The sequence below is a fragment of the Burkholderia sp. NRF60-BP8 genome (assembly GCF_001522585.2).
Lineage (GTDB): Bacteria > Pseudomonadota > Gammaproteobacteria > Burkholderiales > Burkholderiaceae > Burkholderia.
Genome location: NZ_CP013374.1, coordinates 534,722 through 551,366 on the forward strand (window position 1 = coordinate 534,722; position 16,645 = coordinate 551,366).

A 16,645-nucleotide genomic window follows, 5' to 3' on the forward strand; every position below is an offset into this window, starting at 1 on the left:
TAAAAACGCAGTCCCGGCGGCGCGCGTTGGCCGCTCAGGTCTGCATGACCAGCGACGTGAGCTGGGCTGCGCGCGCCACGTCCGTTTTCGTGTAGATCGACTTGATCTGCGCGCGCACCGTGCCGATCGATACGCCGCGCAGCGCCGCACATTCCTGCGGCGAGCGCCCGTCGCAGCACAGCAGCACCGCGAGCTCGGCTTCCGCCGACGACAGCCCGTAGAACACGCGCAGGCGCTGCGCACGCGCCGACGGCGAACGCAGGTCGGCGCCCGTCATCAGCACCGCGACGCCGGGCCGTTCGCGCGCGAGGCGCGACTGTTCGGGAACGGGAATCAGCGCAAGCGGCAGCGGCTCGCCGGTCGCACGACGCAGCAACAGCCCGCCGCGTGCGAATGCATGCCGCCATTGCGCGTCGTCGACGCAGCCTTCCGGCACGAAACGGCCGCTCACGATCCGCAGCGCCGGTTCGGCGGCGATCAGTCGATCGGCCGCGCGGTTCGTATAGCGCAGTTCGCGCTGCGCGCCGAGCAGGAACACCGGCACCGGCACCACGTCGAGCGCCGATTCCGCGGCGGCCACGCGCGCTTCGAGCTCGCCGATGCGCGCGTGGATGCGCAGCGCGCGGCTGATGTGCGCGCCCATGATTTCGATGGCACGACGCTGCTCATCGGCCAGCCCGTGCGATTCGGGGCCGCTCTGCACGCTGAGGAAAGCGCCCGCACCGTCGCCGCGATGGATGTACAGGCCCGAGATGCCGCCAAGCCCGAACGGCTGCATGAATTCCCGATAGAACACGCCATGTGTGCGCTGCCGCACCGACAGATGCTTGACGTCCTCGAACCAGCGCCCTGCCGGCCAGTCGGCAGCCACCGGCACGACCGGGTCGTACAGGTAGAACTCGGTGTTGTAGCGGTGGTGGCACGCGGCGACCCATGACGGATCGTCGCCGGCCGCCTGCTCGATCGCCGGCAGCCTTGCCGCATCGTCGAACGACAGCAGTGTGGCCATGCGTACGCCGACCGACCGACGCAGCCCGTCCAGCACCGTTTCCCATCGTTGGTCGCCCAGTGCCGCAGCGTAGACGTCATCGATCCATGCCGACGAAACCAATCCGTTCATCTGCATCTGGCCACCCCGCGCCGTGCGTTTTTGTCGAACGCCGTTTGGGCATCTTAGTCAATCGGCCTCATTGTTCAAATCGCCGATGCGGGTTTGGTCGAAATACCACATTCGTTACCGTTTCTCGTCAGACGTAATGGCCGTTTCCGATAGCGCAACGCAACCCGCGTCGACGCACGCGGCGGCCTGCGCGGCGTCGATCGACGCGAGGGCATCCGGCTCGAAGGACGCAGCCGGCGGCGCGATGAAACGCGTGTCGCGGCCCGACTCGACGATGCACTTACTTCATCGTCGCGAACCGCACTTCCATCTCGTCGATCTTCGCGAGCACCGCTTCGCTCAGCTTTCTGACGTGACGCGGCACGTCGGGCGTCGACATCAGTTCCTCGATACGCCCACGCCAGTATCGCGGATGCCTGACGCGCCCCGCCCCCGACATCGACACGTCGTCGATGTCCGTCTCGCTGTCCAACAGCGCCACCATGCGCTGAATGTGCGAGAGCTCTCGTTCCACATAGTCTCGTGCGAGCATAGTGATTGAGATTCCCCGAAATACGACATCAGGCCTTCCGTCATCGACGCGCCGTCGTTCGCGGTGCCAACGACGCACCGCATACGTTGCGCATCAGCGTATGCGACGACTGTGTCAATCGACTGTGCGGACGTTCACGGCGACCGACACGGAACGACAGGCCTGCTCGATTGTTCTGGTGATATCCGGTCCCCGGTGCCTCGCTGATCATCGTAGGCGTACCGCCCGGCGCCGGCATCCCCAAAAGTGGGGATGCCGACCGATATGGGTCGGGTGATGACTTCCGGAAACGCCGGGGAGCCGTAACGGCCGGCTCCGCAAGGCGACGGTGCCGCGCGCTACCGACGATACGACGGCGGCGCGAGTTCGAGCGGATCGGGGTTCAGGCGCACCCACGCCACCGCGAGCCGGCACAGTTGTGCCGGGTCGCCGGATTGGCGCTTGACGTCCTGCACGACGGCCTCCATGTCCGCCAGATCGGCCGCCGGCAGCGACGTGCCGGTGCGCACGATCGCCGCGAACGCATCGGCCATCTTCCTGAAATCGGCGTCCCAGTTGCAGCCGCCGTTGTGTTCGAGTTCATGCGCGATGCGGCCCGAGATCCGGATGAGTTCGCCCTGCACCGTCGCCGCGTGCCCCGTTCCCGGCACCAGTTGCGTCCACAATGCCTGATGCTGTTGCTGCCAGGTTCCGGCCGCGACGACGATCGGCGAGCGGCCGTCGTGCAGCCGGCGACGCGGCGCCGGGGGCACGTCGAACAGCGTGTAGAGGCGGTCCAGCGCAGCGCTCGCCGCGTCGACCTCCTGCGGGTTGTAGCGCTCGCGCATGAACTCGAAACGCTCGCCGATTTCGGCGACGCTGGCCTGCATCTGCGGCGTCCTTGCCGCACCGGCGCCGAGCAGCACGTCGGCGAGCGCCGCCATGTGCACGAGATCCGCATTGCCGCAGGTGCGCAAGGCGCGCTCGAGCGGCGTCTGGCCGTCCCGGTTCAATGCATCGACGCGCGCGCCGTGCTCGAGCAGCAGGCGCGCGGACAACGCATGACGCGAGTCGGCCGCCGCATGCAGCGGCGTGCCGATCGACGCGCCGTCGTCGTGAACGTCCGCGCCGAGTTCGAGCAGCACGTCGAAGCGGCTGCGCCGGCTGCGCACACGCACGTGCAATGCCGTGTTGCCGTACGCATCGGCTGCGCCGATATCCGCGCCGTGCGCGACGAGCCAGCGTGCGAGCTCGTCGGGACACCGGTCGAACGACAGCGCGGTCCGCTTGCTCGGGCCGCCGCGCGCATTCACGTCGCAGGTGTCGAACACCGCCTGAAGCTTCGCAATGTCGCCTTCGTCGAGCAGCGCGTCGAAGTCCTTCGGCAGCAGCTTCTTTTTTGCTTTCGGCATGGCGGCTCTCCTGCCTTCGATCGAGTCCGTATCGTCGGCCATTCGTCAAAGTGATAACGCGGTTTTGTATCCGTCATCGGTGCGCATGCAACCGACCGCACCCGTCAGTCCAGCGGCTCCAGCGCCTCCAGCCCGTCCGGGAGCCCGGATGCGCCGCCGAGCTTCGTGATCTTCCAGCGTGCGGCGTCGTTCCAGTCGTAATCCATTCGATAGGAAAACCGGGCATTGGCACGAAACAGCGCGGCGCGGAACGTCCTGCCGTCGTTCGCGAGCGCGTCGCGCAGTTGCGGCCCAATGCGCATGATCCCGCCGATGAAATCGCGGTGCTCCATGGTCGAAACCAGCTCGACGCCGGCCGCCGTCGCATATGACGCACGCACGCCGTACTGCCCGTCGCCCGGCGCGCTGAAGCAAACGTAAACTTCGCGCCAGCCGGGAAAAGCGGATTGCATGTAGCCGATTACGTGCCTGGCGAATTCGATCACCTTTTCTGTCGCGTCGTCGCTCATCGATCGGCCCCGAAATGAGATCGGAGACGAGCGTAATCGGACCCGACGCGGCGCGTCAATGGCCGTCGGCAAACCGGCGCGCGGCCCGTCCGCCGGATCCGGAACCGTCAGCGATCCCGAACATCGCCGCGGGCCACCGGTATCGTGCCGCCCGTCGCGCCTTGCATGTCGATCGACGCGCCTGGCGCGTGAAGCGACGCGCAAAAGGCGGCATCATGGCGCATCTCCCCTGCAACGGAATCCCGCCCATGGACATCGATACCGACCGCCCCGTCATGGTGACGGGCGCAACCGGATACGTCGCCGGCTGGCTCGTGCAGCGTCTGCTCGAGGCCGGCCTGACGGTCCATGCGGCCGTCCGCGACCCCGACAGCCCGGACAAGCTGAAGCATCTCCAGCGCATCGCGGCCGGCAAGCCCGGCACGATCCGCTATTTCCGCGCCGACCTGCTCGAACCCGGGTCGTACGAGGACGCGATGGCGGGTTGCGCGATCGTGTTCCATACCGCGTCGCCATTCACGGTCACCGTTCGCGATCCGCAGAAGGAACTGGTCGATCCGGCGTTGCTCGGCACGCGCAACGTACTCGAGACGGTCAACCGCACGCCGTCGGTGCGGCGCGTCGTGCTTACCAGCAGTTGCGCGGCGATCTACGGCGACAACGCCGATCTCGCTGCGACGCCCAACGGTATGTTCACCGAAGCAATCTGGAACACCAGTTCGTCGCTCGCCCATCAACCCTATTCGTATTCGAAGACGGTCGCCGAGCGCGAAGCGTGGCAGATCGCCCGCCGGCAGCAACGCTGGGATCTCGTCACCATCAATCCGTCGCTCGTGATCGGGCCCGGCATCAATCCGTACGCGACGTCGGAGAGCTTCGAGATCGTGCGGCAGATGGGCGACGGCACGATGAAGGCCGGCGTGCCGGATCTCGGCATGGGCGCGGTGGATGTCCGCGACGTGGCCGACGCGCACCTGCGTGCGGCGTTCCTGCCGAGCGCCAATGGCCGCTACATCGTCTCGGCGCACGACACGAACCTGCCGGCGATGGCCGCCACGCTGCTGGAACGGTATGGCGCCGACTATCCGATTCCGCGACGCATCCTGCCGAAGTGGCTGGTGTGGCTGGTCGGCCCGCTCGTGAACAAGAGCGTGACGCGCCGCGTGATCGCGCGCAACGTCGGGCTGCCCTGGCGCGCGGACAACAGCCGCAGCCGCAACGAACTGGGCATCCGCTATCGCCCGCTCGCCGAGTCGATGAACGACTTCTTTCAGCAGCTCGTCGAAACCGGGCAATTGCGGCGATGAACCGCTTCGCGCAGCGTCCGCTCGGCGACGAGGGCGCGAACTTCAAAATCCTGCCGGCAGTAGTTCGCGCGAAGCTCGCGCGGCATGACCTCGATCGCTCGAACCTGCCCTCCGGTCAGATCGCCTTCCTGCCCGACTACCGGGATCCGGATTCGTTCTTCCGTGCATTCGATGAACGGACCGGGACGACGCCCGAAGCCGCCCGCTCGCGCTCGGCGCGCCGATCGACGCAAGGCGGCCCGTCCGATCGGCGCGGCCATTCCCGGTCAACCGGCGGCGCCGCTGCGATTCAGCCCGAAAATGAAATCGGCTTCGACCGACGCGCCCTTCGGCAATTGCAGCACGCCGACAGACGAGCGCGTATGGACGCCGGCGTCGCCGAGCACGGCATACAACACGTCCGACGCGCCGTCGGCCACCTCGCTTTGCATCGTGAAGCCGGGCGCGCTGCGCACGTACACGGTCATGCGCGGCACCGTCGCGATCGCATCGAGCGTGCCGCACTGCTTGCGGATCAGCGCCAGCGCGCGCAGTGCGGAAATGCCGGCCGCGCGGCGGCCGTCGTCCAGCGAAACGGATTCGCCCACGATGCCGACGAAATGCACGACTTCGCCGATTCGCGGAATCTGGCCGGCGACGTAGGCCGTCCTTCCGTCGACCAGGACGGGCGTGTACTTTCCGCCGATCCTGATCGTTTCGTCCGGATCGAATCCGAATTCGGCTGCGACATGTTTCAGTTTGTCATCCCTGTTCATCAGTGAATTCCCCAATCCTTCTGAAAAAAGATAAAGAATAATTGAGTCTCCGAAGCTTGTCCCGCATGAGAAGATCGGACGCAAACGATCCAATCAAACGACTTCTCAGGTGTTCGAAGCAGTCGTGCATTGCCATATCCGCAATGCAATTCGTAGTCGGCGCAATTTTCTTCGTCATTTCCGGTTGAAACCGCTATCATGTATGGACACAACCTGAAGAGTGATATATGGCAACTTACAAGGAACTGAAAGCTCAAATGGATGCTTTGGCCGAGAAAGCCGAAGCAGCGCGCGTCGCTGAATTCCAGGCGGTCGTCGACGACATCCGCACCAAAGTCGCGGAATACGGCATCACCGAAAAAGACATTTTCGGTACGCGTCGCGGTCGGCCGGCCAGACAGGCGGGCGCTCCCGTGCAGGCGAAGTATCGCGATCCGAAGACCGGGGCGACCTGGTCGGGCCGCGGTCGCGCGCCCGCATGGATCAAGGATGCGAAGAATCGCAATCGATTCCTGATCCAGGAATAAGATTGCCCGCCTGGGCCGGCGCGTGATTCAACACGCTGTCCGGCAATTTGGGCATGGATTGGCGCATCGATACCGGCGGTATTCCAAAGCCGCTCCGGTAGACGAGGTTTTGCCCGCTCGGCGTGTCGCGCACAAGTCCATTCATCGATCGTGCCGCACGCCCATCCTTTCTTCAGCGTTCGTAATAGATGGCAAGCCAGACGGTTTGCACTTCGTCATGCGTCCATGCGACACAATGACGGCAATGCGGCTCGATCAGCACGTAATCTCCCGCGCGCATATCGAGCCGCGTTGCATCCTCTTCGAATTCGAGCACGGCCGCGCCGGACAGCAGCACGACCCATTCGGCCCGCGGGTCGTCATACCAGAACCCGTCCGGGCTCGCATGCCCCATCGATACGATCCGCTCGACGTTTACACGCGGGCCCGTGACGAGCCTGTCGATTCGCTCGTCGCCGCCGCGCCGCCCGTCGACGGCGAATAAATTACCGGTTTGAAGTTGCATGGCTTCGCCTCGTCGTCGATCTTCGGGTAAAGGATGCGGATTTAAAGGCAACGGGAAATATTCGCTGCAGCCTGACGCGCCCTGGCTTGCCCCGCGTCGTTAAAAGCCATGTCAAAAAGATGAAGAATGGCGACGATTTCATCGGCGCTCATTCGTTGCAACGATAAAGCACGCATCGGCTTTCTTTTAGCGACGCGCGCACCATCACGCGTCATTTCCGGTAAAAGCCGGCCGACATCCTGCCGGCCCCGGCAGCATCGGGCCCAGGCAATCAGGCGCAAACGTAGGCTCGGCAGTTCGGCAATCCTGCTTGCAGCGCGCTGTCCCGATCGATGCATTTTCCGTTCGCTGGCCGGCATGAGCAAGCATCGGGAAGTCCATTCACGCTTTATTTCGATTCGAGGTGGCGTTTGCCCGACGAGCGGCGATATTGCCGGGAGCGTCGATATCGATGCGAGCGCCGATGAGGTACCGGCCTTCGCGGCGCGCGGGATCGCTTGATGCGTCGCGCATCCGGGCACGCGCTTGGCCGGTCATTCGAAAGCGCGCCCGACAGCCGTCGTCAGACCATCGCCCTCAACCATCCGAGCAACGCCGCGTGCGCGCTCCCGTCCATCGCCGGCGTCGGCGTCAACAGGTAGTAATCCGATCCATCCTCGACGAACCCCATCGGCGCAACCAGCACACCGCTTTCGATGTCGTCGCGCACCAGGTGCCACGGTCCGATCGCGACTCCCAGCCCCGCGACGGCCGCCTGCAGACTGAAGTAGAAATGATCGAACCGCTGCCCGCGCCCGTTCGCGGCCGGTTGATTCGCCGCCGCCGCCCAGGCATGCCATGCGTCCGGCCGGGTGCGTGTATGCAGTCGCACAGCGTCGGGCTTCAACGCGCGGGCACCGCGACGCGACGCAAACCACGCACCGACCTTGTCCGGCCGGCAAACCGGCCCCACGCGTTCGGCGAACAGATGCTCGGCGTGATACGCCGCCGGCCACGCGAAATCGTTGCGACGAATCGCCATGTCGATACCGCTGTCGAACGAGAACGGGCCGCCCGCGGCGGCCAGATGGATGTCGACGCCCGCATGCCGCGCCTGGAAATCCGGCCAGCGCGGCATCAGCCAGCGCATCAGGAGCGTCGGCTCGCACGACAGGACCGAACGCCGCGCACGGGCGGCGTCGGTACGCAAGGCGTGAGCGGCGTGACGCATCAGGCCCAGGCCGTCACGAACGGCCTGGGCGAGGGTGCGGCCCGCCTCGGTCAGGAACACGCGACGGCTGCGCCGCTCGAACAGCGCGACGCCCAGATCGTCCTCGAGCAGACGCACCGCGCGACTGACCGCGCCATGGGTCAGGCACAGCTCGTCGGCCGCGCGGCTGAAATGCTCGTGACGCGCCGCCGCCTCGAAACAACGCAGCGCCATCAGCGACGGCAGGCCGGCACGGACCGATTGTGATTCAAATTCACCATTCTGGTCAGAAATCATCGTTTTTCCTGATGAAGCACGATCAATAGGATTGTGCCATCAAGACATCCACTGCAGGAGCGACACGATGACCGAATTGATAGTCGTAGTCACCATCACGCTGCTGGCCGTCATCAGCCCGGGGCCGGACTTCGCGATGGTCACGCGCAACAGCCTGATGCTGTCGCGTCGTTCCGGCGTACTCACCGCATGCGGGATCGGGCTCGGCGTCATCGTTCACGTGAGCTACACGCTGCTGGGCGTCGGGCTGCTGATTCGTCAGTCGGCGTGGCTCTTCGATACCGTCAAGCTGATCGGCGCGATCTACCTGGTCTACCTCGGCGCAAGGATGCTCATGACGAAAGCCGGCGGCGTGCAAGCCGACACCGCCGTGGCGCCGCTGTCCGATCTCGCCGCGCTGCGCACGGGCTTTCTGACCAATGCGCTGAATCCCAAAACCACGGTGTTCATCGTCAGCCTGTTCATGCAGGCAGTCCGGCCCGACACGTCGTTGATCGTGCAGATCGGCTACGGCGCGTTCATCGCGGCCGCCCATGCCGGCTGGTTCAGCCTCGTGGCCTGCTGTTTCTCGGCCACGGCTGTCCGCGATCGCCTGCTGTCGCTGCGGCACTGGATCGATCGTACGTTCGGATGCCTGCTGGTGGGCTTCGGCGTCGCACTCGCCATCGCCCGGGGCGGGCGCTGACGCCACCCGCGCCGGATGCGCGGCGCCGGCACGTCAGAACGTCCGCGCGATCGCCCGTGCGTCGTCGATCGCCCGGCGCCGATCGACCTTCCCGTCCGCACCGAACAACGTGCGCTCGACGACGATTCCGGTAACGTCCGTCACGCCCACGAACTTGAGCCACGTTTCCATGTAAGGGCGCTGCAGATCGAACTCGGCGGCCGGCGTAAACGACCCCGGCGACTGGTAGGCGAGCCCGCGTGCGTAGACCACCGCCGCCTTTTTGCCGGCCAGCTTGCCGGCAAACCCCGCTGCGTCGAACGTGAACAACACGTCCTTCTGCGAGATCACGTCGATCAGGTGCTTGAGCTTGTACGGAATACTGAAATTCCACAGCGGCACGCCGAACAGGAATTTGTCCGCTTCGTGAAACGGCGCCGCAAGCCGTTCGATCTGCTGCCACGCCGCCGCCTGCTCCGGCGTCAACGCCGTGCCGCCCAGCCCCGCATATTTCGCGGCCAGCGCGGCACCGTCGAATTCGGGCATCGGCAGATCCCAGACATCGAGCGTGCGGATCTCGTGATCGGGATGGGCATGCCGGTACGCGTCGAGAAACGCATCGCACACCTCGATGGACGCCGAATGAGCCTTGTTGGGTGAGCCTTCGATATAGAGCACGCGTGTCATGGCGCCGGTCCTTGCCAAGGGTGACGACGGCGCGCCCGATGCGCGCTCGCCCACCGCGCTTCACAGCCTATCCGGCCGGCCTATAATCCGGAAACGATATTAATTGATCGAATTAACCCGGATTAGTGATGAATGAACCCTCCTCTCGATACGGCGCTGCTTCATACCTTCGTTGCGGTTGCCGACGTACGCAGCTTCACCCGCGCCGGGCGGCGGCTGAACCTCAGCCAGTCCGCGGTCAGCGCGCAGATCGTTCGCCTCGAGGACCAGGTCGGGCAGGCGCTGCTCGTGCGCAATACGCGCAGCGTGACGCTGACCGCGCATGGCGAGACGCTGCTTGGCTACGCGCGGGCGATGCTCAATCTGAGCGAGGAAGCACGGGCCAGGCTGGGAACGGGTGACACCGTCGACGTCAAGCTGCGGATCGGCGTGTCGGAGGACTTCGCAGGCGGCTGGCTTGCGGATTTGATGCGCCGCCACGGCGCCGCGCGGCGCGGCCTGCGGCTGGATCTGGTCGTCGACATCGGCGACAGTCTGTTTCGACGGCACGCCAACGGCGAATTCGATCTCGTGATCGGCAGCCGGTGTTCGCACTCGGGCCACGGCGCGACGTTGTGGCGAGAGCCGCTCGCCTGGGCGTTCGCGCGCCACGAGCCGCTTCCGGAAGGCGACGTGCCGCTCGCGTGCTTCCCCGATCCGTGCCCGTACCGCGGCGCCGCCATCAAGGCGCTCACACTGGCCGGCATGCGCTACCGGATCGCGTGCGAAAGCCCGAGCGTGACCGGCATCCGGACCTTCGCACGGGCCGGCATCGCGATCGCGCCCGTGCCGCGCAGCGCGATCGACGACACGCTCCGCGAATTGGGCTTGGCCGAAGGTTTGCCGGCGCTGCCGGAGATGGAATTCGTGATGATGCACGACGCGCGGATGCCCGCGGCGACCGAATTCGCCGCGACGATTCTGGACGAGACGGCTGCCCGTACGGGCGCGGGCAACGGCAGCCGCAAGCGTCGCCGCCGGGCGTCCACGACGACGACGCCCGGCTCGAATGGCTGACGCGAACTACGGTCGAATCACCTCGAAACGCAACCCGGCATGGCGAACCAGACACTCGATATAGCGTTCGTCGAACATCGTCGCCGGCGTCCAGAAACCGCCGCCGCGCCCGGTCTTCACGCCGTCGCTGTGGCAATCGAGCGCGAGACCGATCGCGGCCTGACCGAGCATCTTGCCGGTGGAGCCGTAGCCGGGATCGCGATCGCCGGTGACTTTCACACGCAAGGTACGCCCGTCTTCGGCGCGGCCGAAGAAGCGCAAATCGTAGCGGCCGGCCTGTTGGGCGTCGATGCTCGGCCCCTCGCCCGGCTTCGGCAGCAGGAAGCGCGCCATCAGGCCGCGCACCGGCCCGACGAGGACGCCGACCATGAATGCGCCGAGGCCCGCCACCATTGCCAGCGCGATCATGCGCCCCTTCAGGCCCGTGCCCGTCATCACGGCTTCGTCGTAGGTGAAGCGGTTGCCGTACGCATCGTCCGCCAGCGCATTGGAGCGGTGAACGACGCGCTCGTTGATCGCCGCCATCACGAACGGCGCGATCCACGTATCGCAGTCGCGATCGAATTCGGCGGACCGGACCGCATGCTGCCGCACCGTGAAACCATGCCGTTGCGGACACAACGAATAAGGATCGAGCAGCTCCCGACGCAATGCCGGATCGGCCGCCGCTTCGCGCACGACGTTGATCACGCTGGCCACGGTGCCGCCCGACGCACCGCCCTTCAACGTCTTGACGCGCATCTTCACGTGCGCGGCCGGTTCGCCCCACTGTCGCCGCGCCTGCTGCTGCAGGAAGAAGACGCCCATGTCCGACGGCACCGAATCGAAGCCGCAGCAATGCACGATCCGCGCGCCCGATTGCCGGGCTGCGGGCTCGTACCTGTCGATCATCCGCCGGATCCACTGCGTCTCGCCGGTGAGGTCGCAGTAGTCGGTGCCGGTTTGCGCGCAGACCCGAACCAGCGGCTCTCCGTACAGCGCGTAAGGGCCGACGGTGGACACGACCACCCGCGTTTGCGCGCACAGCGCCCGCAGCTGCGTTTCGTCGGCCGCGTCGGCAACGATGATCGGCACGGATTGCCCGGCCGCGCCGAGCGTATCCCGGACCTGCCTGAGCTTCGCGTCGGACCGGCCCGCGATCGCCCAGCGCAGCGTGTCGCCGGCACCGGCGGCCGCGCCGGACAGATAATCGGACAGGTAACGGGTCAGGATCTGCCCGACGAAACTGGTGGCGCCGAATACGACGAGATCGTAGGTCGGTTGGGGCATGGACGACTCCTTCCGTGCGCGCACGTCGCACGTATCCGTATCGTTAGACCGCGGCACGCGAGATCCGAAGCCTGCCGCTGCCGCCAGCAAGCACTCTAAGCTTCAAGTCGGCTTCAAGGTCAAGGTGACGAGTAGAGGAATATGTCGGACGGCGGTGGCGCGGCCCGATGGCCGCAGCGGTTTCGTCGCCGGATCATCAGGCGGTAGGCGTGGCCAGTCGGGCTCACGAAGGACGACTGACGCACCGCGATCGGCCCACCGTCGACGGCGTTCGCTTATAGTGTCGACTGCCCATTCGACGAGGAAAACAGTCATGAAACTGCAGGCCAGCGGTCCGTTCGAAGTGAAGCTGAATCCGGAACCCTTGAGTCGCGTCGCGGAGAACAGCGGACTCGGCCGCCTGTCGCTGGACAAGCATTTTCACGGCGATCTGGAAGCCGTCAGCCACGGAGAAATGCTCGCGTTTCGCAGCAGCGTTCAGGGGTCGGCCGGCTACGTGGCGATGGAAACCGTCGAAGGCGTGCTCGGCGGACGCAAGGGCAGCTTCGTCCTGCAGCACAGCTCCACCATGACGCGCGGGCAGCCGACGCAGTCGATCACGGTCGTGCCCGATTCCGGAACGGACGAACTGCTCGGCCTGTCCGGCGCGATGCGCATCGACATCGACGACGGCCGGCATGCGTACCGCTTCGACTACGCGTTGCCGGACGCGCCGCAATAAACGCGCACGTCACGCGAGCGCCGCGTCGCGCAGACGGAACTGCGCAACCGCCGCGCTCAACCGCGCGCCCTGTTCGTCGAGCGACAGCGCCGCGGCCGCCGCTTCCTCGACCAGCGCGGCATTGCGCTGCATCGTCTGCTCCATCTGGATCACCGCGGCGTTCACCTGCTCGATGCCCGACGACTGCTCGTCGAATGCCTGGCTGGTTTCGCCCATGATCGCGTTCACCCGCTCGACCGCCGCGACGAGCTCGGCCATCGCCGAGCCGGCCCGCGCGACGAGGCCGCTGCCGTCTTCGACGCGTCGCACGGATTGGCCGATCAGGTCGCGAATTTCCTTCGCCGCCGCGGCACAGCGCTGTGCGAGCTCGCGCACCTCGGTGGCGACCACCGCGAACCCGCGCCCCTGCTCGCCCGCACGCGCAGCTTCGACGGCGGCGTTCAACGCGAGGATGTTCGTCTGAAACGCAATGCTCTCGATCACGCCGACGATGCCGGAGATGCGCGTGGAGCTGTGCGAAATCTCCGACATCGTCTCGACGACGCGCTGCATCGCTTCGCCGCCGCGCGACGCGATGCGGGCCGCGCCCTCGACGTACGTGCGCGCGTCGCGCGCGTTGTCCGCGTTCTGGCGCACGGCCGCCGTCAGTTGCTCGACGCTCGCGGCCGCCTGCTGCAGCGACACGGCCTGCTGCTCGGTACGCGTGGACAGGTCGACGTTGCCGCTCGCGATCGTGCGCACGTCGCCGACGATCGTCTCGGTGCTCGCGCGCACCTGGCTCACCGTATCGACGAGGCCGTCCTGCATCCGCTTCAGCGCATTCAGCAGATACGCCATTTCATTCTCGCCCGGGACGACGACCGCGCCGGTCAGGTCGCCTTTCGCGATTTTTTCGAACTGCTCGACCGCGACGTTGATCGGCTCGATGATCGCCTTCGCGAGCACGCGCTGGGCCACGAACCCGACGACGAGCGCCAGCACCGCGACCGCCCCCATCCCCCACACGATCCGGTGGAAATGCATGCCGGCCGCATCGTAGCGAGCCTTCTGGCGCGTGACCTGGAACGACTCGAGCGCGTCGATCGCCGTCTGGTAGGCCGCGAACAACGCCGGCGGCGCGGTGCGCTGCGTGTCGAGGAAGTTGAATGCGTCGTCGCCGTCGAGCTGCGACAGCGCCTTCAGGAACACCCGGTCGAGCAGCGTGCGCCGGCGCTCCTGCAACGTGTCGAACAGTGCCTGCTCGCCGGCGTCGCGCGCATGCAGGCGTGTGTACGCATCCAGTTCGTCGTTGCTCTGCTTGAGCAGCGCGTGAAGTTGCGCGATCTCCTCCTTCGCGGGCTGGCCGGCGCTGATGATCTGCGCGACGTCGCTCATGCGTTCGCGCAACACCAGCATCCGCTCGGAACTGGTCTTCAGGTGCAGCAGCGACGCGGTGTCGTCGCGGTACATCGCCTCGAGCGAGCCGTTGCCGATGTAAAGGGCCGCGATGCAGGCGCCGACCACCAGCACGAGCAGCACGGTATAACCGGCGATGGTCGCGACGAGTCCACCACGGATAGTGAGTTGTTTTCGCATGACGTTCCCTTGAGCCGGCCGGGCACGGCCAGCGGCGGAGGTGAATTCCGGAACACGAACGACGCGCGCCGTGGCGCAATACCGGACGCGGGGCTGCGAACGGGTTAACGACGCGGGGAACGGGCGGCTTTTACCCGCATGCGACGCGAATCTTGACGATTGCGACAGAGGGAGAACCGAGGTAGCGCGACTAGCCGCCGTCGCCGAGCCTCGCGCGAATCTCGTCGGCCGACAGGTCACGCTGGTGCGTGGCGATCTGCCAGACGTTTCCCCACGCGTCCCTCACCATCGCCCGCCGGTCGCCGTACGGCATGTCGGCGGGCGCTTCGAGCGGGATCGCTTGCGCCGCGAGCGCCCGTCGATAGGTGGAGTCCGTGTTCGGAACATACACGTACAGAAACGCCGGCATCGGATCGCGCAGGCCGCCTCCGTCGCTGACCATCACGACGGAGTCGCCGATCCGGATCTCGGCAGGCAAGCCGGCACGGCATTCGCCTTCTGCGTCGAACACCGCGCGGATGAAGGCGATCAGGTTGCGCGGATCCGGCACGACGATCCGCGGCGTGACGGTATGCCATCCATCGGGTTGGAACGAAGCCATGATGTGTGACCTCCGGCGAGATTTCAGGCTGGATTGTCCTCCTCGAACGGCAGCCTGCAAAGCGGGCGCGCGGTATCGATCTCGAACGTTTCCGTGCCTCGCTTCACGCGTCGGTCTCGTAAATGAGGCGGTATTCGCCGTTGGTTCGCCCGATTCGCGCGAACCCGGGTTCCCCCAGATGCATGCCGGCGATCAGCAGCCCTTCCGAGCTGGCCCGGTCGAGCAGCCGTGCACGCGTCGTCGCCGCCTGCGACGCATCCTGGTCGAACGCAATCGAGACGTCCGGCCGCTTGATCTGGATGTGCGGGAAATGCACGATGTCGCCCCACACGAGCAGGCCCCGATCGCCGGATTCGAGCACATAGCCGGTATGCCCGTCGGTATGCCCCGGTAGCGGGATGGCAGCGATTCCGGGCAGCACCTCGCCTGCGTCGAAGGTCCGAAGCGCGTCGCCGTAAGCGTCGAATGCCTGACGCGCGATCCGGAAATTGCCGCGGGCGCGCTCGCTGGCGCGGCTCAGATTGCCGTCGTCGCGCCAGAACGCGACCTCGCGTCGATGCGCGAGCAGCTCCGCATTCGGAAACGCAACGTGTCCGGCGGCATTCGTCAGCCCGCCAATGTGGTCGGGATGGGCGTGCGTGAGCAGGACGGTGTCGATCGCGCCGGGATCGATGCCGGCCAACCGTAAGTTGTCCTGCAGACGGCCGCCCCATTGCCTGATGCCGCCGGCCCCTGCATCGACGAGAATCGTGCGGCCCGCGCCGCGCACGACGTAGCAGTTGATATGCACGGCGGACGGCGCCTGCTGCCCGGCCGCGTGCTGCATGCCGGCAGCGTCGGCCACGTCGATATTCGACAGGAAATCGAGGCTGGCCGTGAGATAGCCGTCGCTGATCGCGGTGATCGTGAAATCCCCGACACGCTGGCAGGGAAACGTAACGTTGGACATCATGCTGCTCCGGTGCGGCTAGTTTCGCGCGTGAAGGTTCGGCACGGCATGACCGAAACAGCGGATGCGCGCCGTCAGCCCCGTGCGGCGAACGACGGCGCGATCCAGCGCTTCCATGAACGCGTCCATGACCGCGGGCGGACGGAACGATTCCACGCGATACCGGATTTCCGCGAAAACGGGATGCCCGCATCCGTGCCGAACCGCCACGTAAATGACGTGGACGTTCCTGACTTCTGCCTGAAGGACACGCGTACAGAGTTCGATGCAGTCGCCGGAAAGTTCGGCGAGGCGCGCGTCGGGCGGCATGCGTTCCGCATCGATATGGAAAGTCACGTTAGGCATCGCCCCGCCTCTTCGTCAGTTGCACCGTCATCGGTTCGTACAGGTCGAGGCCGGCCGGCACGTCGTCGTCGAGCGGGGCATCGCTCCGGGGGAGGACCGCGAGCCAGCGGCGCGCCGGAAATTGCTCCAGTGCAACGGCCTCCATGGCCAGCGGCTTCAGGCCCAGTTCGATCAGCGGGCCGGGGCCGCTGGCGCTCAGCGCGAGCAGCTCGTCGGCATCGACCGCCGGCGCGCGACCGATATCGCTGTAGAGATTGCGGTGCCAGTCGGTGATGTGCTGCTGCCACCGCGCGAAATTGCCGCCGCCTTTGCGTCGATATTCATCGCCGGTCAGCACGTCGAGACCGTCGATCGTGTGAACGGCGAGATAAACGGGGCAACCGTCGCTTATCGCCCTGAAGCGCTGCGACGTGTGAAAGCCGGCGACCGAGATGAGGGCCGGCAGCTTGTCGTCGCTGTAGAAATCGTTCCATTCGGCTTCGCTGGCAGCGTCGGCGAAGCTGCATTCGACGGTATAGATCATCGGTTCGTCCTTCGTGACGAGTGAGCATCCTGCATCTCGAATACCGGATATTCAGTGCAGTGACGTAATGCTAATCTGCTGTTTTCCCCACAGATATCGACTTAAAGTCAGCCTTCAGTGATA

General features: G+C 65.9%; 21 protein-coding genes. 6 read left to right on the forward strand and 15 right to left on the reverse strand.

What is annotated here, in order from left to right; all coding sequences use genetic code 11:
• Window positions 1-34: 34 nt before the first annotated feature.
• From WS54_RS31990 to WS54_RS34070, 4 genes are all read right to left on the reverse strand, one after another.
• Window positions 35-1,009, reverse strand: coding sequence for a helix-turn-helix transcriptional regulator (locus WS54_RS31990; RefSeq protein WP_230624949.1), 975 nt, complete (start codon window positions 1,007-1,009; stop codon window positions 35-37).
• Window positions 1,010-1,400: 391 nt separating this feature from the next.
• Window positions 1,401-1,652, reverse strand: a complete 252-nt coding sequence (locus tag WS54_RS31995; protein ID WP_034208950.1) for a hypothetical protein — start codon at window positions 1,650-1,652, stop codon at window positions 1,401-1,403.
• A 338-nt stretch (window positions 1,653-1,990) separates the two neighbouring features.
• Window positions 1,991-3,043 (reverse strand): ankyrin repeat domain-containing protein, encoded by a 1,053-nt coding sequence (locus WS54_RS32000; protein WP_082725103.1) that lies wholly within the window; start codon window positions 3,041-3,043, stop codon window positions 1,991-1,993.
• Window positions 3,044-3,147: 104 nt separating this feature from the next.
• On the reverse strand, window positions 3,148-3,552 hold the full coding sequence (locus WS54_RS34070) for a hypothetical protein (protein WP_179950229.1): 405 nt from the start codon (window positions 3,550-3,552) through the stop codon (window positions 3,148-3,150).
• A gap of 248 nt (window positions 3,553-3,800) precedes the next feature.
• Here WS54_RS34070 and WS54_RS32010 point away from each other — a divergent pair, with 248 nt between their 5' ends.
• Complete coding sequence (locus WS54_RS32010) at window positions 3,801-4,859, forward strand: NAD-dependent epimerase/dehydratase family protein (RefSeq protein WP_179955229.1); 1,059 nt, start codon at window positions 3,801-3,803, stop codon at window positions 4,857-4,859.
• Here the strand turns inward: WS54_RS32010 and WS54_RS33825 are convergent.
• Both WS54_RS33825 and WS54_RS32020 read right to left on the reverse strand, forming a co-directional pair.
• On the reverse strand, window positions 4,823-5,119 hold the full coding sequence (locus tag WS54_RS33825; RefSeq protein ID WP_159086717.1) for a hypothetical protein: 297 nt from the start codon (window positions 5,117-5,119) through the stop codon (window positions 4,823-4,825). The genes WS54_RS32010 and WS54_RS33825 overlap by 37 nt on opposite strands.
• A gap of 6 nt (window positions 5,120-5,125) precedes the next feature.
• Complete coding sequence (locus tag WS54_RS32020) at window positions 5,126-5,614, reverse strand: RidA family protein (RefSeq protein ID WP_034208948.1); 489 nt, start codon at window positions 5,612-5,614, stop codon at window positions 5,126-5,128.
• Between the two features lie 227 nt (window positions 5,615-5,841).
• Here WS54_RS32020 and WS54_RS32025 point away from each other — a divergent pair, with 227 nt between their 5' ends.
• Window positions 5,842-6,141 (forward strand): H-NS histone family protein, encoded by a 300-nt coding sequence (locus WS54_RS32025; RefSeq protein WP_034208947.1) that lies wholly within the window; start codon window positions 5,842-5,844, stop codon window positions 6,139-6,141.
• 172 nt (window positions 6,142-6,313) lie between these two features.
• On the opposite strand, the gene WS54_RS32030 is transcribed toward WS54_RS32025, so the two are convergent.
• Window positions 6,314-6,646, reverse strand: a complete 333-nt coding sequence (locus WS54_RS32030; protein WP_059781858.1) for a cupin domain-containing protein — start codon at window positions 6,644-6,646, stop codon at window positions 6,314-6,316.
• A 126-nt stretch (window positions 6,647-6,772) separates the two neighbouring features.
• Between WS54_RS32030 and WS54_RS33830 the strand changes: the two genes are divergently transcribed.
• Window positions 6,773-7,147, forward strand: coding sequence for a hypothetical protein (locus WS54_RS33830; RefSeq protein ID WP_155294496.1), 375 nt, complete (start codon window positions 6,773-6,775; stop codon window positions 7,145-7,147).
• A gap of 61 nt (window positions 7,148-7,208) precedes the next feature.
• Here the strand turns inward: WS54_RS33830 and WS54_RS32035 are convergent, their stop codons facing one another.
• Complete coding sequence (locus WS54_RS32035) at window positions 7,209-8,132, reverse strand: LysR family transcriptional regulator (RefSeq protein ID WP_059781860.1); 924 nt, start codon at window positions 8,130-8,132, stop codon at window positions 7,209-7,211.
• 67 nt (window positions 8,133-8,199) lie between these two features.
• Between WS54_RS32035 and WS54_RS32040 the strand changes: the two genes are divergently transcribed.
• Window positions 8,200-8,817 (forward strand): LysE family translocator, encoded by a 618-nt coding sequence (locus WS54_RS32040; protein ID WP_059781861.1) that lies wholly within the window; start codon window positions 8,200-8,202, stop codon window positions 8,815-8,817.
• Between the two features lie 33 nt (window positions 8,818-8,850).
• Here the strand turns inward: WS54_RS32040 and WS54_RS32045 are convergent, their stop codons facing one another.
• On the reverse strand, window positions 8,851-9,483 hold the full coding sequence (locus WS54_RS32045; protein WP_059781863.1) for an FMN-dependent NADH-azoreductase: 633 nt from the start codon (window positions 9,481-9,483) through the stop codon (window positions 8,851-8,853).
• A 132-nt stretch (window positions 9,484-9,615) separates the two neighbouring features.
• Between WS54_RS32045 and WS54_RS32050 the strand changes: the two genes are divergently transcribed.
• On the forward strand, window positions 9,616-10,539 hold the full coding sequence (locus WS54_RS32050) for a LysR substrate-binding domain-containing protein (RefSeq protein ID WP_059781865.1): 924 nt from the start codon (window positions 9,616-9,618) through the stop codon (window positions 10,537-10,539).
• Between the two features lie 6 nt (window positions 10,540-10,545).
• Here WS54_RS32050 and WS54_RS32055 read toward each other — a convergent pair whose 3' ends face one another.
• Window positions 10,546-11,808: a saccharopine dehydrogenase family protein gene (locus WS54_RS32055; protein ID WP_059781867.1), complete on the reverse strand. Its 1,263-nt coding sequence runs from the start codon at window positions 11,806-11,808 to the stop codon at window positions 10,546-10,548.
• 313 nt (window positions 11,809-12,121) lie between these two features.
• Between WS54_RS32055 and WS54_RS32060 the strand changes: the two genes are divergently transcribed.
• Complete coding sequence (locus WS54_RS32060; RefSeq protein ID WP_034208940.1) at window positions 12,122-12,529, forward strand: DUF3224 domain-containing protein; 408 nt, start codon at window positions 12,122-12,124, stop codon at window positions 12,527-12,529.
• A 9-nt stretch (window positions 12,530-12,538) separates the two neighbouring features.
• On the opposite strand, the gene WS54_RS32065 is transcribed toward WS54_RS32060, so the two are convergent.
• The 5 genes from WS54_RS32065 to WS54_RS32085 all read right to left on the reverse strand — a co-directional run bounded on the left by WS54_RS32065 (window position 12,539) and on the right by WS54_RS32085 (window position 16,522).
• On the reverse strand, window positions 12,539-14,104 hold the full coding sequence (locus WS54_RS32065; protein ID WP_059781869.1) for a methyl-accepting chemotaxis protein: 1,566 nt from the start codon (window positions 14,102-14,104) through the stop codon (window positions 12,539-12,541).
• Between the two features lie 190 nt (window positions 14,105-14,294).
• Entirely contained in the window at window positions 14,295-14,705 is a 411-nt protein-coding gene (locus WS54_RS34335) for a VOC family protein (protein WP_059781870.1), read from the reverse strand.
• Between the two features lie 103 nt (window positions 14,706-14,808).
• Complete coding sequence (locus WS54_RS32075) at window positions 14,809-15,654, reverse strand: MBL fold metallo-hydrolase (RefSeq protein ID WP_059782034.1); 846 nt, start codon at window positions 15,652-15,654, stop codon at window positions 14,809-14,811.
• Window positions 15,655-15,672: 18 nt separating this feature from the next.
• A complete protein-coding gene (locus WS54_RS32080; protein ID WP_034208937.1) occupies window positions 15,673-15,999 on the reverse strand; it encodes a hypothetical protein in 327 nt (108 codons plus the stop codon).
• Window positions 15,992-16,522 (reverse strand): hypothetical protein, encoded by a 531-nt coding sequence (locus WS54_RS32085; RefSeq protein ID WP_034208936.1) that lies wholly within the window; start codon window positions 16,520-16,522, stop codon window positions 15,992-15,994. Before WS54_RS32085 ends, WS54_RS32080 begins: the two co-directional genes overlap by 8 nt.
• Between the last annotated feature and the right edge of the window lie 123 nt (window positions 16,523-16,645).